13 protein-coding genes are annotated in these 14,539 nt (G+C 61.1%); 2 read left to right on the top strand and 11 right to left on the bottom strand.

Translation table 11 applies throughout. The features are described from left to right. Positions 1–154: 154 nt before the first annotated feature. Both B9A97_RS09935 and B9A97_RS09930 read left to right on the top strand, forming a co-directional pair. Positions 155–1,954 (top strand): methyl-accepting chemotaxis protein, encoded by a 1,800-nt coding sequence (locus tag B9A97_RS09935; protein ID WP_084365170.1) that lies wholly within the window; start codon positions 155–157, stop codon positions 1,952–1,954. After that, positions 1,954–2,433, top strand: a complete 480-nt coding sequence (locus B9A97_RS09930) for a chemotaxis protein CheW (RefSeq protein ID WP_084365169.1) — start codon at positions 1,954–1,956, stop codon at positions 2,431–2,433. Before B9A97_RS09935 ends, B9A97_RS09930 begins: the two co-directional genes overlap by 1 nt. Positions 2,434–2,513: 80 nt before the next feature. Here the strand turns inward: B9A97_RS09930 and B9A97_RS09925 are convergent, their stop codons facing one another. The 11 genes from B9A97_RS09925 to B9A97_RS09870 form a co-directional block, all read right to left on the bottom strand. Continuing rightward, positions 2,514–2,849 carry a formate dehydrogenase subunit delta gene (locus B9A97_RS09925; RefSeq protein ID WP_084365168.1) on the bottom strand — a complete coding sequence of 112 codons (336 nt, stop codon included), beginning with the start codon at positions 2,847–2,849 and terminating at the stop codon, positions 2,514–2,516. Next, positions 2,839–3,666 (bottom strand): formate dehydrogenase accessory sulfurtransferase FdhD, encoded by an 828-nt coding sequence (gene fdhD, locus B9A97_RS09920; RefSeq protein ID WP_084365167.1) that lies wholly within the window; start codon positions 3,664–3,666, stop codon positions 2,839–2,841. The genes B9A97_RS09925 and fdhD overlap by 11 nt, the downstream gene beginning before the upstream one ends. A 265-nt stretch (positions 3,667–3,931) precedes the next feature. Beyond that, a complete protein-coding gene (gene fdhF, locus B9A97_RS09910) occupies positions 3,932–6,811 on the bottom strand; it encodes a formate dehydrogenase subunit alpha (protein ID WP_084365166.1) in 2,880 nt (959 codons plus the stop codon). Then, a complete protein-coding gene (locus B9A97_RS09905) occupies positions 6,811–7,038 on the bottom strand; it encodes a DUF4287 domain-containing protein (RefSeq protein WP_084365165.1) in 228 nt (75 codons plus the stop codon). Before B9A97_RS09905 ends, fdhF begins: the two co-directional genes overlap by 1 nt. Then, positions 7,035–8,591, bottom strand: a complete 1,557-nt coding sequence (locus B9A97_RS09900) for a formate dehydrogenase beta subunit (RefSeq protein WP_084365164.1) — start codon at positions 8,589–8,591, stop codon at positions 7,035–7,037. The genes B9A97_RS09905 and B9A97_RS09900 overlap by 4 nt, the downstream gene beginning before the upstream one ends. Beyond that, positions 8,588–9,067, bottom strand: coding sequence for a formate dehydrogenase subunit gamma (locus B9A97_RS09895; protein ID WP_084365163.1), 480 nt, complete (start codon positions 9,065–9,067; stop codon positions 8,588–8,590). The genes B9A97_RS09900 and B9A97_RS09895 overlap by 4 nt, the downstream gene beginning before the upstream one ends. Before the next feature lie 164 nt (positions 9,068–9,231). Continuing rightward, positions 9,232–10,125 carry a LysR family transcriptional regulator gene (locus B9A97_RS09890; protein WP_084365162.1) on the bottom strand — a complete coding sequence of 298 codons (894 nt, stop codon included), beginning with the start codon at positions 10,123–10,125 and terminating at the stop codon, positions 9,232–9,234. Between the two features lie 93 nt (positions 10,126–10,218). Continuing rightward, positions 10,219–10,575 carry an ArsR/SmtB family transcription factor gene (locus B9A97_RS09885; protein WP_084365161.1) on the bottom strand — a complete coding sequence of 119 codons (357 nt, stop codon included), beginning with the start codon at positions 10,573–10,575 and terminating at the stop codon, positions 10,219–10,221. Between the two features lie 112 nt (positions 10,576–10,687). Further along, complete coding sequence (locus B9A97_RS09880) at positions 10,688–11,620, bottom strand: L-lactate dehydrogenase (protein ID WP_084365160.1); 933 nt, start codon at positions 11,618–11,620, stop codon at positions 10,688–10,690. Positions 11,621–11,716: 96 nt separating this feature from the next. Then, a complete protein-coding gene (locus tag B9A97_RS09875) occupies positions 11,717–12,841 on the bottom strand; it encodes a mandelate racemase/muconate lactonizing enzyme family protein (protein WP_084365159.1) in 1,125 nt (374 codons plus the stop codon). Positions 12,842–13,039: 198 nt separating this feature from the next. Then, entirely contained in the window at positions 13,040–14,539 is a 1,500-nt protein-coding gene (locus tag B9A97_RS09870; protein WP_084365158.1) for an aldehyde dehydrogenase family protein, read from the bottom strand.

The raw sequence follows: 14,539 nt of genomic DNA, 5'->3' as shown, positions 1-14,539 counted from the left end.
TTTATTATATATTTAGGCGCCAAGGCTTCACGTTGTAAACTCTGGCTTAACAATTTTTGCTGAGACTTGTGTCAAGAAAAATTGTCACTCTCGCTTGAGAGTGGATGCTGCACCCGAAGACCACAGCGCTGCGGTATCTGAGAAAGAGGTATCCATGTCCATTTTATCCGCGTTCGCTCCGGACGCGCAGGCGATCCTTGCTGCCGTCAGCAAGTCACAGGCCATTATCGAATTCGACCTTCAGGGCAACATCCTTGCGGCCAACGAGAATTTCTGTTCCCTCCTTGGCTACAAGGCCTCGGACATCATCGGCAAGCATCACCGCATCTTTTGCGATCAGGCTTACACGCAGCGCCAGGAGTACAGAGATTTCTGGGCGCAACTGGCGCGTGGTACCTTCGATGCACGCGAATACAAGCGCATCACCAGGGATGGCAAGGAAGTCTGGATACAGGCCTCCTACAATCCGGTCTCGCGCGGCGGCAAACCCTACAAGGTCGTCAAATTCGCCACTGACATTACCGCGGCAAAGCTTAGATGTGCCGAAGATGCCGGCAAGCTCGAAGCCATCTGTCGCGTCCAGGCTTCCATCGAGTTCACGCCATCAGGCGAGATCCTGACCGCCAACGAAAACTTCCTGACCACGCTGGGTTACACCCTGCCCGAGATCAAGGGCAAGAGCCACGCGATGTTCTGCGATCAAGACTATATCAAGAGCGAAGACTATCGCGCCTTCTGGCGCAAGCTGTCAGGCGGGGAATACGTCGCAGAAGAATTCAAGCGTATCGGCAAAGGCGGCAAGGTGGTCTGGATCCAGGCCTCCTACAATCCGATCTTCGACATGAACGGCAAGGTGTTCAAGGTCGTCAAATACGCAACCGACATCACCGAGCGGGTGCGCGCCGTAGAAGACATCGCTGTCGGGCTGGAGCAGCTTTCCGGCGGCAATCTCATGGTCAGCCTGGATAAGCCATTCATCCCCTCACTGGAGCGGATCCGCACTGACTTCAACAATGCGGCGGAAAAGCTCTGTCGTGCGATGAGCGTTGTCGGCGAAAACACCGGCGCCATCGCTTCCGGCTCGACGCAAATACAATCGGCGTCGGACCAACTCGCCAAGCGCACCGAACAGCAGGCCGCCGCCATCGAGCAGACCGCGGCAGCCCTGGAGGAGATAACCCAGACTGTCAGCGACAGTTCAAAACGCGCAGCCGAAGCCGGAAGCCTTGTCGCCAAGACGAAGACGGGCGCGGAACGCTCCGGAGAAGTGGTCACCAAGGCCATTGGCGCCATGGGCCAGATCGAGAACTCCTCGAAGGAAATCAGCAACATCATCGGTGTGATCGATGACATTGCCTTCCAGACCAACCTTTTGGCCTTGAATGCCGGTGTCGAAGCCGCTCGTGCGGGTGAAGCCGGCAAAGGCTTCGCCGTCGTGGCGCAAGAGGTCCGCGAACTGGCGCAGCGATCTGCCAGCGCCGCCAAGGAAATCAAGACCCTCATCACGACGTCTAGCGAGCATGTCCGCAATGGCGTGGCCTTGGTCGGCGAAACCGGCAAGGCGCTGCAGCAAATTGTCGTCGAGGTGCAGGATATCAATCGCAATGTCTCGGCTATTGTCGAGGCATCGCGAGAACAGGCAACAGGTCTTGCAGAGATCAACAAGGCGGTCAACGCCATGGACCAGAATACGCAGCAGAACGCGGCCATGGTCGAGGAAACAACGGCCGCCAGCCACAGCTTGGCGCGGGAAGCAGAAACCCTGCGAAACCTTGTTTCTCAGTTTAGGTTTGAGCAACACTCTTCCGCTACAGTGAAGTTAGCGCGAGTAGACACCAAACCTGCCGCCCGGCCAGTCGCATCGCCGGCGCGGGCTCTTTTGGCAAAGGTCGCCCGTGCGACGACAGGCGCAGTCGCTACTGCTCAGGCTCAGGAAAGTTGGGAAGAATTCTAATGGCAACACCGATCAGCTCTACAAGTTTCGGCGGCGACACCCTCGAAATCATCGCCTTCCGTCTTCACGACCAGGAATTCTGCGTCAAGACGACGACGATCCGCGAAATCCGCGGCTGGGCTCCATCGACGCCAATCCCGCATGCGCCGGCTGACGTCATCGGTGTGATGAACCTCCGTGGCTCGGTGATCCCGATCATCGACCTCGCCTTCAAGCTCGGCATGAAGAGCACCGTCGCCAACGAACGCAGCGCCATCGTTGTCGCCGAAGTCCACAACATGGTGATCGGCATGCTGGTCGATCGCGTCTCCGACATCCTGACCATCCCCTCGAGCCAGGTTCAGCCGGTGCCGGAAATCTCCGCCTCGTTCGACAAGTCCTTCTCCGAAGGCATCATCGCCAACGAAAACGGCATGATCTGCTTCCTGAACCTTGCCAAGATGTTCAAGGGCACCGAGGCAGACGACCTCGCCGCCTGAGCGCTTCCGATATTGAGCCCAACGAAAATGCCCGCCATACCGGCGGGCATTTTCGTTTTGGCGATCGCCTCAATTGAGGGTCAGCCGGGAATGCTCGGTTCCGAAAGCGATTCCCCGGCCGCCGGTCCCTTGCCCTGCGAAGCGCCCGCAGCCGCATCGGCTCCAACGCCGACACCGGCTCCGGCCTTCGCGTCAGGCCTCCTGATCAGAGGTGAGGCTTCGACCACCAGCGGCAGAAAGCCATCGACGCTTGAATCGATCATCTCGAAGAAACGGCCGCGCATCCGCGGCTCCCAGAATTTGTTGATATGGGTGGCAACACCTTCGGCCCGCACGGCTTCCGGCTGGGACAAAAAAAAGGTCGCGATCTGGTTGGCCATGCGAACCAGTTTTTCGTCCGTGTGACTAGGCGACATCAGCGGAAACTCCTGACTGGACCCGGTCTGCCCGGGTGAAGATTTCAAAATCGGCGCCACGGGCAATTCCGACAAGCGTGAGCCCGGCCTGGTCTGCCGTGCGGATGGCAAGTGCCGTCGGTGCCGAAATGGCGATGAGTACCGGGCTGCCCAGGACGGCCGCTTTCTGCACCATCTCCACCGACAGCCGGCTGGTCACGACCACAGCGCCGTTAGCACCTGAAGTCCCGGACCGCAGCACCGCGCCGGCGAGCTTGTCCAGGGCGTTGTGGCGCCCGACATCTTCCCGAACCGCCAGCATGCCGCGGCCGGGAATGTAAAAGCCTGCCGCATGAACCGCATGGGTTTGGCGATTGAGCACCTGGCCATCGCTAAGCAAGCTCACAGCTTCCATGACATCGGCGGGCGTCAGCACCAGATCGGCGCCATCGACAGTGGGGACCGCCCGCGTCGCCTGCTCGATCGACTCGACGCCGCAGAGACCGCAGCCGACAGGTCCTGCCATCCGCCGGCGGCGGGATGTCAGCGCCTCTGCAGTCTGGTCCGCAAGCGTCACCTGCAGGTCGATGCCATCACCCGCCTCGACTGGCTCTATCTCGATGATATCGCTGAGCTTGGTGATGATACCCTCGGCTAGGGAAAACCCGACCGCGAAATCCTGCAGATCATCAGGCGTCGCCATCATCACGGCATGGGTGGAACCGCCATAGGAAAAGGCAATGGGCACTTCTTCCGGCACGATGCGGGAGCCGGCGCGGGTGACACCGTTACGGCTTGCAATTTCGGCGACGGTCGATGTGGTCTTGAAGGGGGTCACCGGGAACCCCCCTCTGGTCTGCCGACCATCTCCCCCTCAAGGGGGGAGATCGGATAGACGCGCCGACCTTTGCAGCCTCTAGCCAAGCATTGCCACGGGGATAGGACGCGAGACGTAACCGCGAGTCGATCTCCCCCCTTGAGGGGGAGATGGTCGGCACACCAGAGGGGGGTGGACCTCATGCGCAGAGATGCCCGCCCACCGGCCAAAAAATACTTGGCACGCGTGGCCGAACCATCGGCATCCCCTCTGCAACCGACATCCACTACTCCGCCGCCTCCAACTTACCCGCAATCCGCCGCGAGCGCTTCGACAGGTCGTCATACTCCTGCTGCCATTCCGATGGGCCATTGGACGGCGATACCTGAACGGCCGTCACCTTGTATTCCGGGCAGTTCGTTGCCCAGTCGGAATAATCTGTCGTGATGACGTTGGCCTGCGTATCGGGATGGTGGAAGGTGGTATAGACCACGCCCGGCGCAACCCGATCCGTGATCAGCGCCCTGAGCGTCGTATCGCCCGAGCGGCTGGCAAGCTTGATCCAGTCCCCTTCCTTAATGCCGCGCTGCTCCGCGTCATGCGGATGGATTTCCAGTAAGTCCTCCGCATGCCATGTCACATTGGCGGTGCGGCGTGTCTGGGCGCCGACATTGTATTGCGAGAGGATGCGGCCTGTGGTCAGCAGCAGCGGGAAGCGCGGACCGGTCCGCTCGTCCGTCGCCACATATTCCGTGCGGATGAACTTACCCTTGCCGCGAACGAAGCCGTTCACATGCATGATCGGCGATCCCACCGGATTGGCCTCGTTGCAAGGCCACTGCACGGAGCCCATCTTCTCGAGATAGTCGTAGGACACACCGGCGAAGCTTGGCGTTGTCAGCGCGATCTCGTCCATGATCTCTGAGGGATGGGCATAGGTCCACGCCAGACCCATGGCCTGCGCCAGCTTCTGCGTCACCTCCCAGTCGGCATAGCCGTTGCGCGGGCTCATCACCTTGCGAACCCGGTTGATGCGGCGCTCGGCATTGGTGAAGGTGCCGTCCTTTTCCAGGAAGGTGGAACCCGGCAGGAAGACATGGGCGTAGTTCGCCGTTTCATTGAGGAAGAGGTCGTGCACCACGACACATTCCATCGCCGCCAGACCCGCCGATACATGCTTGGTATCGGGATCGGACTGCAGAATGTCCTCGCCCTGGATGTAGATACCCTTGAACGATCCGTCGACCGCCGCATCCAGCATGTTGGGAATGCGCAGGCCCGGCTCGTTGTCCAGCTTCACACCCCAGAGCTTCTCGAATGTCTCGCGCGTCGCATCATCGGAAACGTGGCGATAGCCCGGCAGTTCGTGCGGGAAAGAACCCATGTCGCAGGAACCCTGGACATTGTTCTGGCCCCGCAGCGGGTTCACGCCGACGCCCGGACGACCGATATTGCCGGTCGCCATGGCCAGATTGGCGATCGCCATGACCGTCGTCGAGCCCTGGCTGTGCTCGGTGACGCCAAGACCGTAATAGATCGCGCCGTTGCCGCCCTTGGCATAAAGCCTTGCCGCACCGCGGATCAGGTCGGCCTTCACACCGGTGAACTGCTCGATCTCTTCCGGGCTATGCTGCGGCTCGGCAACGAAGGCCGCCCAGTCCTCGAATTCCGACCAGTCGCAGCGCTCGCGAATGAAGGCTTCGTTGAACAAGCCTTCGGTGACGATGACATGGGCGAGAGCCGTCATCACGGCGACATTGGTGCCGGGCTTCAGCGGCAGGTGATAGGCCGCCTCCACATGGGGCGTCTTGACGAGATCGATGCGCCGGGGGTCGATGACGACCAGCTTGGCACCCTGCCGCAGCCGCTTCTTCAGCCGCGAGCCGAAGACCGGGTGTCCATCGGTCGGGTTGGCGCCAATGACGATCACGACATCGGTATGTTCGACGGAATCGAAGTCCTGGGTGCCGGCGGACGTACCGAAGGCCTGGCCGAGGCCATAGCCGGTCGGCGAATGGCAGACGCGGGCGCAGGTATCGACATTGTTGTTGCCGAAGCCTGCGCGGATCAGCTTCTGCACTAGGAAGGTCTCCTCATTGGTGCAGCGCGAGGAGGTAATGCCGCCGATCGAATCCTTGCCGTATTGATACTGGATACGCCGAAACTCGGAGGCGACATGGGCGAATGCTTCCTCCCAGGTCACTTCCCGCCAGGGATCGGTGATTTTCTCGCGCACCATCGGGTTGAGGATGCGATCCTTGTGGCTGGCATAGCCATAGGCGAACCGCCCCTTGACGCAGGAATGGCCGCGATTGGCTTTGCCATCCTTCCACGGCACCATGCGCACCAGTTCCTCGCCACGCATCTCCGCCTTGAAGGAACAGCCAACGCCGCAATAGGCGCAGGTGGTAACTTCGGAATGTTCCGGCTGACCAATCTCGATGACGGACTTTTCCGTCAGCGTCGCCGTCGGACAGGCCTGGACGCAGGCGCCGCAGGAGACGCATTCGGATGCCAGGAACTGTTCATGCATGCCGGGCGATACCCGGCTCTCGAACCCGCGCCCCTCGATCGTCAGCGCGAACGTGCCTTGCACCTCCTCGCAGGCCCGCACGCAGCGCGAACAGACAATGCATTTGGAGGGATCATAGGTGAAGTACGGATTGCTCTCGTCCTTCGGCATCCACTTCATGTTGATGTCGCCGCCATTGCGAGCGCGCACATGGTTGTCACCGTCATAGCCATAGCGCACGTCACGCAGGCCAACGGCACCGGCCATGTCCTGCAATTCGCAATCGCCATTGGCCGCGCAGGTCAGGCAGTCCAGCGGGTGGTCGGAAATGTAAAGCTCCATCACCCCTTTGCGGATCTGCTTCAGCCGCTCGGTCTGGGTGTGCACAACCAGTCCATTCATGGCCGGCGTGGTGCAGGAGGCCGGCGTGCCGTTGCGGCCCTCGACCTCGACAAGACAGAGTCGGCAGGAACCAAACGCGTCGACCATGTCGGTCGCACAGAGCTTTGGCACCTGTATGCCCGCCTCCATGGAGGCTCGCATGATCGACGTGCCCTCCGGCACCGTAACCTGCCGCCCGTCGATGGTGAGCGTCACCAGCTTTTCGGAGCGGGACGCCGGCGTACCAAAATCGATTTCATGAACGAGGCTCATCAGGCTTTTCCTTTTGACGCGTGTTCAGCCAGCACATGGGCAACAACGGCATTCGCATGACCATGACCGAGCCCATGGACATCCTTCAGCAAGGCGACGATCTGCATATGCGGCTTTCCGATTTCGGCGCGGGCAATCTCAAGCCAGTGCGCGATCGGTTGACCATACTTCTTCTCGATAGACGGGAAGTAGGAGGCCGGCCCCTTCACTTTTTCTGTCTCGCTCATTCCGCAGCCTCCACGATCTCGGCCGGGCCGAAATCCTCAGGGAAATGGTTCATGGCACTCATGACCGGATAGGGCGTGAAGCCGCCCAGCGCACAGAGCGAACCGAACTTCATGGTGTTGCAGAGATCGGTGAGCAGCGCCTTGTTCTTGTCAGGCTCGATCCCCTTCGCGATCCGATCTACCACCTCGACCCCACGGGTCGAACCGATGCGGCAGGGCGTGCACTTGCCACAGCTTTCCACCGCGCAGAATTCCATCGCGAACCGGGCCTGTTTCAGCATGTCGGCGCGGTCGTCGAACACCACGATCCCGGCATGGCCGATCAAACCGTCACGCGCCGCAAAGGCCTCGTAGTCGAATGGGGTATCGAACAGCTTGCGCGGGAAATAGGCCCCAAGCGGCCCGCCGACCTGCACCGCCTTGACGGGTCGACCACTCGCCGTGCCCCCGCCGATATGATCAACAATTTCGCCAAGAGACAGGCCAAAGGCGGTCTCATAAAGCCCGCCATATTTTACATTGCCGGCAATCTGGATCGGGATCGTCCCTCGCGATCGGCCCATGCCGTAATCCCGGTAGAAGGCCGCACCCTGGTCGAGGATCACAGGCACGGAGGCGAGCGACAGCACGTTGTTGACGACCGTCGGCAGACCGAACAGGCCTTGCAAGGCCGGCAGCGGCGGCTTCGCCCGCACCACCCCGCGCTTGCCCTCCAGACTGTTGAGCAGCGATGTCTCTTCGCCACAGACATAGGCGCCCGCCCCGGCCCGCACCTCCATATCGAAAGCATGCGATGAACCCAGCACCGAAGCGCCAAGAATACCGTCAGCCCGGGCAATCTCGATCGCCTCCCGCATGGTCTGGATAGCGTGCGGATATTCGGAACGGATATAGACGAAACCCTTGGTAGCGCCCGTCGCGATTCCGGCAATGGCCATGCCTTCGATCAGGACGAAGGGATCGCCTTCCATGATCATGCGGTCGGCAAAGGTGCCGCTATCGCCCTCATCCGCATTGCAGACGATGTATTTCTGCGGCGCCTCGGCCTCCAGCACCGTCTTCCACTTTATGCCGGTCGGGAAGCCGGCCCCACCCCGCCCGCGCAACCCGCTGGCGGTCACCTCTGCCACGATCTCCGCCGGTGTCATGGCCACGGCCTTGGCCAATCCCGTCAACCCGCGGTAATGCCGGTAATCCCCGAGGGATAGCGGATCGGTTATGCCGCAGCGGGAGAAAGTCAGCCGCGTCTGGTTGCGAAGGAAGGGAATGTCCTTCGTCTGCCCATGACAGAGCGGATGCATCCCACCATGCAGGAAATTGGCATCGAACAGTCCGGGCACGTCAGCCGGGGTCACGGGCCCATAAGCCACGCGCCCATGGGCATTGCGCACTTCCACCAGCGGCTCCAACCAGAACATGCCGCGCGACCCATTGCGCACGATGATAGCTTCCAGCCCACGGGTTGTCAGTTCCTGCTCGATGGCGTCAGCCACCTTGTCGGCGCCAAGAGCCAAAGCGGCCGCGTCGCGCGGCACGAAAATGGTGATGCTCATTGTCCGGCCTCCGCCAGCAGTATCGCCAGGCCGTCCGCACTCACCCTGCCATGAACCTCGCCGTCCAGCATCGCCGCCGGCGCGCAGGCACAGAGCCCAAGACAGTAGACCGGCTCCAATGTCACCCGACCATCAGGCGTCGTGCCGTGCCAGTCGATACCGAGCCGGCTCTTGACGTGTGCTGCCACCTCATCGCCACCCATGGCCTGGCAGGCCTCGGCGCGACAGAGTTTCAGCACATGCTCGCCCGCCGGATGCGCCCTGTAATCGTGATAGAAACTGACTACGCCATGGACTTCCGCGCGCGACAGATTGAGCTCACGCGCGATCACAGGCTTTGCCTCGTCGGGCACATAGCCGAACTCGTCCTGGATGGCGTGCAAAATGGGCAATAGCGGCCCGTCAAGACATCGCATGTCACCCACGATGTCGAGGGTGCGCTTGGCGATATCCTCGGGCGTCAGCCGCACATTCATTGTCAGTCCTCCCCGCCAGCCGCCGGCAACAACCTGATGTGTTTGCCGAGCCGCCACCATCATAGAAGCATGCATGTAAATGCAGCGTCACCATGCGGATACGATGGCCCTTTCCCCGCAAAAGCGTCAATAAGGCTGTTTCGTCAGACGATAGAAAATTTCTATCAAAACATATCGGACTCAGCCATCCGCCGGGCTTCATGCAACAAGGCGGATACCAGTGGCGTATAGGGCTCGCGATAGGTTGCCACCAGTCCCACCAGATGTTGCGCCTCAGGTTCGACGATCGGGATGATGCGAATGCCCCTGGCAAATCCGTAGGATTCCGCCACATTTCGCGGCATGATAGAGGCCCATTTGCCGGTATTGATATGAGACAGCAGGACGATCATCGAGTTTGACTCCAGCGTGGCGGTGATCGACACCCCCGCTTCGGCCATGTGCTGGTTGATGATGCGGCGGTTCTGCATGTCAGGTGTCAATAGACAAAGCCGAAGATCAGCAGCCTCCCTCCAGGTCACCGCCTCGCGATCCGCAAGCGGCGCCCCTTCGACCGTGACAAGGTGGTAGCGCTCCGCATAGAGCGGCACGCTCGTCACCCGCCCCAGCGGTTCATTGTCGAGATAGGTGATCCCCGCGTCGATCTCGAAATTCTCAAGGAGACCGAGTACCTGCAAGGAGTTCCTTGAACTGACCTCGAACGTCACCGCGGGGTGTTTTGCCTGAAACGGCTCAGTGATCTTGTGCACCATCGCAAGCGCTGTGGGGATCGCCGCGATGCGAATATGCCCGGCCAGCCCATGTCGGGTCGCGCGCATCTCTTCCCGCATCGTCCTGCTATCGCCGACGATGCGCCGCGCCCATTCCAGCACCCGCTGGCCTTCCGGGGTCAGGCCCTGGAACCGCGAACCCCGCTGCACCAGCACGACACCCAACTGGTCTTCCAGCTGCCGAATGGCAGCGGACAGCGTCGGTTGCGAGATGCCGCATTCTTCCGCGGCCCGCCCGAAATGCCGTTCCCGCGCAAGCGCCATGAAGAATTCAAGCTTGTCGATCATCCGCACCCTACCTCGCCGCAAATCCTATCGATGCGCGAGGCCGGTGCCAAGGCGAACAGGCGATTGCGCCAATATTCGCGGGCCCGTTGGTAATCAGGCGCTGTCCTTGGGCGTGCCGGCAGGCTCACAATACATGGAATAGAGCACCGAGATGAGATCGTTGAGCCCGGGATTGTCGATGCTGTAATAGATCAGCCGGCCTTCGCGACGCGTCTTGACCAGGTGCTCCATCCGGAGGCGAGCAAGCTGCTGCGACACGACGGCCTGCTGCAGCCCAAGTATTGTTTCGATCTCGCCAACAGTTTTTTCGCCACGGGTCAAGATACACAAGATCAGAAGACGCGTTTCGTGGGACAGAGCTTTGAGCAATTCGCTCGCCTCTCTCGCCTTCGACATGAAGCTGTGCAGCTGGTCAGGCGGAGTATCTTTGTCCAGTTTCGGCAGGTTCATCGGCGGTCCGGTCGCTGATCAAGATATGCGTAAGAACGCCATCTTGATCTACGGTATCGTTACAGAAAAGTCCAACGTGTGTTACCGCAACGGACAACAATTTTGACGAATATCAAAATTTGATCGACTCGGCCCGCTCTTTCAGGATCGCCGCGCTGCGCTGAAGGGCAGCATGCTCGCCTGTATCGAGATCAGGAAAGAGATCGGCCAGCACGCCCTCCGCTCCCACCACCCGAGGCACGGAAAGGGCCACATCCTCGACGTCTTCCACGCGCGCCGTGACGATGGAAACCGAGAGAACGTCTCGCTGGTCGTGTGCGATGGCCCTTACGATTCGCGCCAGGCCGGCGCCGATACCATAATAGGTGGAGCCTTTGCCGTTGATGATCTTGTAGGCGGCGTTGCGAACGCCATCATCGATGTGCGCGCGAACCTGCTCGGTGATCGGCCTGCCGACCTGCTCGGCAAAGGAGGTAAGCGACACCGAACCGGCCCGCGCATTTGACCAGCCAAGCACTTCGCTGTCTCCATGCTCGCCCAGCACATAGGCATGCACCGACTGAGGCGAAATCTCGAGATGGCGGCCAAGCAGGCTGCGGAAGCGCGCGGTATCCAGGATCGTGCCTGAACCGATCACTTTGTGCGGCGGCAGACCCGACAGGCGCGTCGCCACCTGTGTCATGATGTCAACGGGATTGGAGGCGACAAGAAGGATGGCATCGGGCGCGAACCGCAAGACCTGACCCACCACATCCCGGAAAACCGCCGCATTGCGGCTGAGAAGCTCAAGCCGTGTCTCGCCTGGCTTCTGGCTGACGCCTGCGGCCAGAATGACCACGCCGCAGCCCGCGAGATCGTCGTAATGGCCCGCCCGGACCACGGTGGCAGACACGAAGGGAACGGCATGGGAAATGTCTTCCGCCTGGGCAATCGCCAGCGCCTCGTTCATGTCAACCAGGACGATTTCGCTGGCGATATCCATGAGGACGAGGGCGTAACCCGCAGAGCTTCCCACCATCCCTGCCCCGACAATACCGACCTTCATGCGTGCGCTCCTGTGTGTTGACCGTGGCCATGCGGATTTGATCCGCCACAGGCTCGCCCATGGGTGGTGACCCCGTCAAGGCCAAAGCGCTGGTCGTCAGCCTATCCGGGTCGCCTTTAAGCGATCTTCGTCCAGCACGATCCCCAGTCCCGGTCGCTCGCCGAGCTCAAGCCATCCATCGCGGTGGGCAAGCGGCTGCGCCAGCGGATAGTCGCGGCGCTCCACGCTCCATTCGGGATTGTCATAGGGATATTCGAGCCAGGGCACGTCGCCGACGCCGGCACTCAGATGAGCATTGCCAAGCACGCCGATCCCGTTCGTCCAGCTATGGGGCGTGAACATCACCCCGGCTTCACGGGCTTGATAGACCAGGCGCCGGCAACCGGTGATGCCCCCCACCAGGGCAACGTCAGGCTGGATCACATCAAAGGCACGCTCCTCGATGATGTCGCGAAATTCATAGACTTCCCGGGTCATCTCGCCGCCGGCGATCCGCACGGGCGTCGAGAGCTTCAACTCGCGCATGCCCTTTCGGTCGGAACGATGCAGCGGCTCCTCCATCCAGTAGACGTCGAGCATCTCAAGTTCGCGCGCAACGGCCAGGGCATCCTTGAAGGTCCAGGGCAGCGTCGTATCCCACGGCATGCGCCAGCCCTGATTGCAGTCCACCATCAGTTCCAGCCGGTCGCCAACCCGCTCGCGGATGGCCTCAAGCGCGGCAACATCGTCATGCCAGCTGCCGCGTCCGCCCGAGGAGGACGAGAAGCGCACCTTCATGGCTGGAAAGCCTTCTTCGATGTAGCGCTCGGCCTGTTCTGCCATGGCACCGGGATCGCGCAGCACGCCAGAAGACGCGTAAAGCCTGACCTTGTCCGCCCGACCGCCGAGCATGCGCCAGACAGGCTCGCCGGTGATCTTGCCCGAGAGATCCCACAGCGCCAGATCCAGCGGCCAGCAACGCCCATAGTGGAAGTTGATATGGGAGAGCACCTCATAATGCCGTTCCAGGTGGCGCGGATCGTGGCCAATGAACAGGTCTTCATGGCCTTCGAAGCCCTTCATCAGGTCACCGGATCCGATGCCCTCCCGCCCCTCGTCATCGCGAACGCGGACGATGGTCGCATCAAAATGCCGCCGCGCACGCCCGTCCCAGCTCGCCTTGAACGGCGGATCGAGCGGCAGGCGATGATGGCTGATCTCGATGGCAGTTATCTTGCTCATGGGGTTTCTCTCCCTATCCGCGCCGGCATCCTCGGCTGTGGATCCTCGGGTCAAGCCCGAGGATGACCAACCACGGGATGTGCCGCAATGTCCGAATTCAATGCTTTATATCTCTCAACGATTCGTTTTAGACGAACCTCTCACCACGCACGTCATCCTCGGGCTTGACCCGAGGATCCATGTCACCGACCAGCCGCCTCACCCGAACTGCTGCCAGATCGTCTTGTAGTCGCAATACTTGTCGATCGCATGCACCGAACGGTCACGGCCGAAGCCGGACTGCTTGAAGCCACCGAAGGGTGTTGCGAAATTTGACATGTCATAGGTGTTGACCCAGACCGTGCCCGCGTGGATGGCCTCCGAGAAGCGATGCGCCCGGTTCATGTCGGATGTGAAGACCGCGCCCGCCAGGCCGTAGATCGTATCGTTGGCTATGGAGAGTGCCTCCTGCTCGGTATCGAAGGGGATGGACACCAGCACCGGCCCGAAGATTTCATTGCGCGCTATCGGCATGTCGTTGCTGACATCGGCGATCACACCTGGCGAAACGTAATAGCCGCCGGTATCATCAAGGACCCGCTCAGCACCGAAGGCCCGTCGGCCGCCGGAGGCCAAGCCGTCCGAGATCATGCCAAGCACCTTTTGCAGATGGCTTTCCTCGATCAAGGCGCCAATCTGGGCGCTCATGTCGAAGGGATGGGCGAGCGTGATCTCCCGCGCCGTCACCGCCTTGATCTTCTCAACGAGCGTGTCCTGCACGCTACGTTCAACGATAAGGCGGGTGGACGCATGGCATGTCTCGCCGGAATTGTAGAAACAGCCCCAGGCGGCAGCCGATGCGGCGGCGTCCAGATCGCTATCGGCAAAGACGACGATCGGCGACTTGCCGCCGAGTTCCAGCGCCACGCGCTTGATGTTCGACTGCGCTGCATAACCCATGATCAGCTTGCCGACCTCCGTCGAGCCGGTAAAGGCGATCATGTCGACATCCATGTGCAGCGCGAGCGGCTTGCCGGTCTCCTCGCCATACCCGGTGACGACATTCAGCACCCCAGCCGGCAGTCCCGCCTCGTGCCCGAGTGCCGCGAGCCGCAGCGCCGATAGGGACGATTGTTCCGCGGGCTTGAGCACCACGGAATTGCCCGCTGCAATCGCCGGCCCCAGCTTCCACGCATCGATGATCAGCGGATAATTCCACGGCGTGATCGCGCCGATCACACCGATCGGTACCTTGCGCACCAGTGCACGGGCATTCGGCCCCGTCGGCGCGATCTCGTCATACAGCTTGTCGATCATCTCGGCATAATACTGGATGCCGTCGGCACAGAGCCGCACATCGACATTCAGCGAGGCCATGATCGGCTTGCCCACGTCAAGCGTTTCCAGAAGCGCCAATTCCTCGGCATGCTGACGGATCAGATCGGCCCATTTCAGCATGATCTTTTTCTTTTCCAGCGGCTCCTTAGTCCGCCAGACCCCGCGGGCGAAGGCGGCCCTGGCCGCTGCAACAGCCAGATTGATATCCTCCGCATCACCGCGGGCGATCTCCGTGCCGGGCTGGCCATCCATCGGTCGCGGGCGGAGGAAGGTCTTCCCGGTTGCCGCAGCCGTGTAGGCTCCATCGATGAAATGGCGGCCTTCCGGCCGGGCTTTGGCCAGCAGGTCTTCCCAGTATTGGCGGGTATAGTCCTTGGTCAT

Source organism: Rhizobium sp. RU36D, from assembly GCF_900176345.1.
Lineage (GTDB): Bacteria > Pseudomonadota > Alphaproteobacteria > Rhizobiales > Rhizobiaceae > Allorhizobium.
The sequence above is the reverse complement of the archived record's forward strand: the minus strand, read 5'-3'. Positions and strand labels throughout refer to the sequence as shown.

Bases quoted from the DNA above. Each gene is read 5' to 3' on its own strand.
- B9A97_RS09895 (WP_084365163.1), bottom strand. From the start codon at position 9,067: ATGAATGTGCGGCTGACGCCCGAGGATATCGCCAAGCGCACCCTCGAC.
- B9A97_RS09890 (WP_084365162.1), bottom strand. From the start codon at position 10,125: ATGATCGACAAGCTTGAATTCTTCATGGCGCTTGCGCGGGAACGGCAT.
- B9A97_RS09935 (WP_084365170.1), top strand. From the start codon at position 155: ATGTCCATTTTATCCGCGTTCGCTCCGGACGCGCAGGCGATCCTTGCT.
- fdhF (WP_084365166.1), bottom strand. From the start codon at position 6,811: ATGAGCCTCGTTCATGAAATCGATTTTGGTACGCCGGCGTCCCGCTCC.
- B9A97_RS09905 (WP_084365165.1), bottom strand. From the start codon at position 7,038: ATGAGCGAGACAGAAAAAGTGAAGGGGCCGGCCTCCTACTTCCCGTCT.
- B9A97_RS09870 (WP_084365158.1), bottom strand. From the start codon at position 14,539: ATGACCAAGGACTATACCCGCCAATACTGGGAAGACCTGCTGGCCAAA.
- B9A97_RS09885 (WP_084365161.1), bottom strand. From the start codon at position 10,575: ATGAACCTGCCGAAACTGGACAAAGATACTCCGCCTGACCAGCTGCAC.
- B9A97_RS09925 (WP_084365168.1), bottom strand. From the start codon at position 2,849: ATGTCGCCTAGTCACACGGACGAAAAACTGGTTCGCATGGCCAACCAG.
- B9A97_RS09900 (WP_084365164.1), bottom strand. From the start codon at position 8,591: ATGAGCATCACCATTTTCGTGCCGCGCGACGCGGCCGCTTTGGCTCTT.
- B9A97_RS09875 (WP_084365159.1), bottom strand. From the start codon at position 12,841: ATGAGCAAGATAACTGCCATCGAGATCAGCCATCATCGCCTGCCGCTC.
- B9A97_RS09880 (WP_084365160.1), bottom strand. From the start codon at position 11,620: ATGAAGGTCGGTATTGTCGGGGCAGGGATGGTGGGAAGCTCTGCGGGT.
- B9A97_RS09930 (WP_084365169.1), top strand. From the start codon at position 1,954: ATGGCAACACCGATCAGCTCTACAAGTTTCGGCGGCGACACCCTCGAA.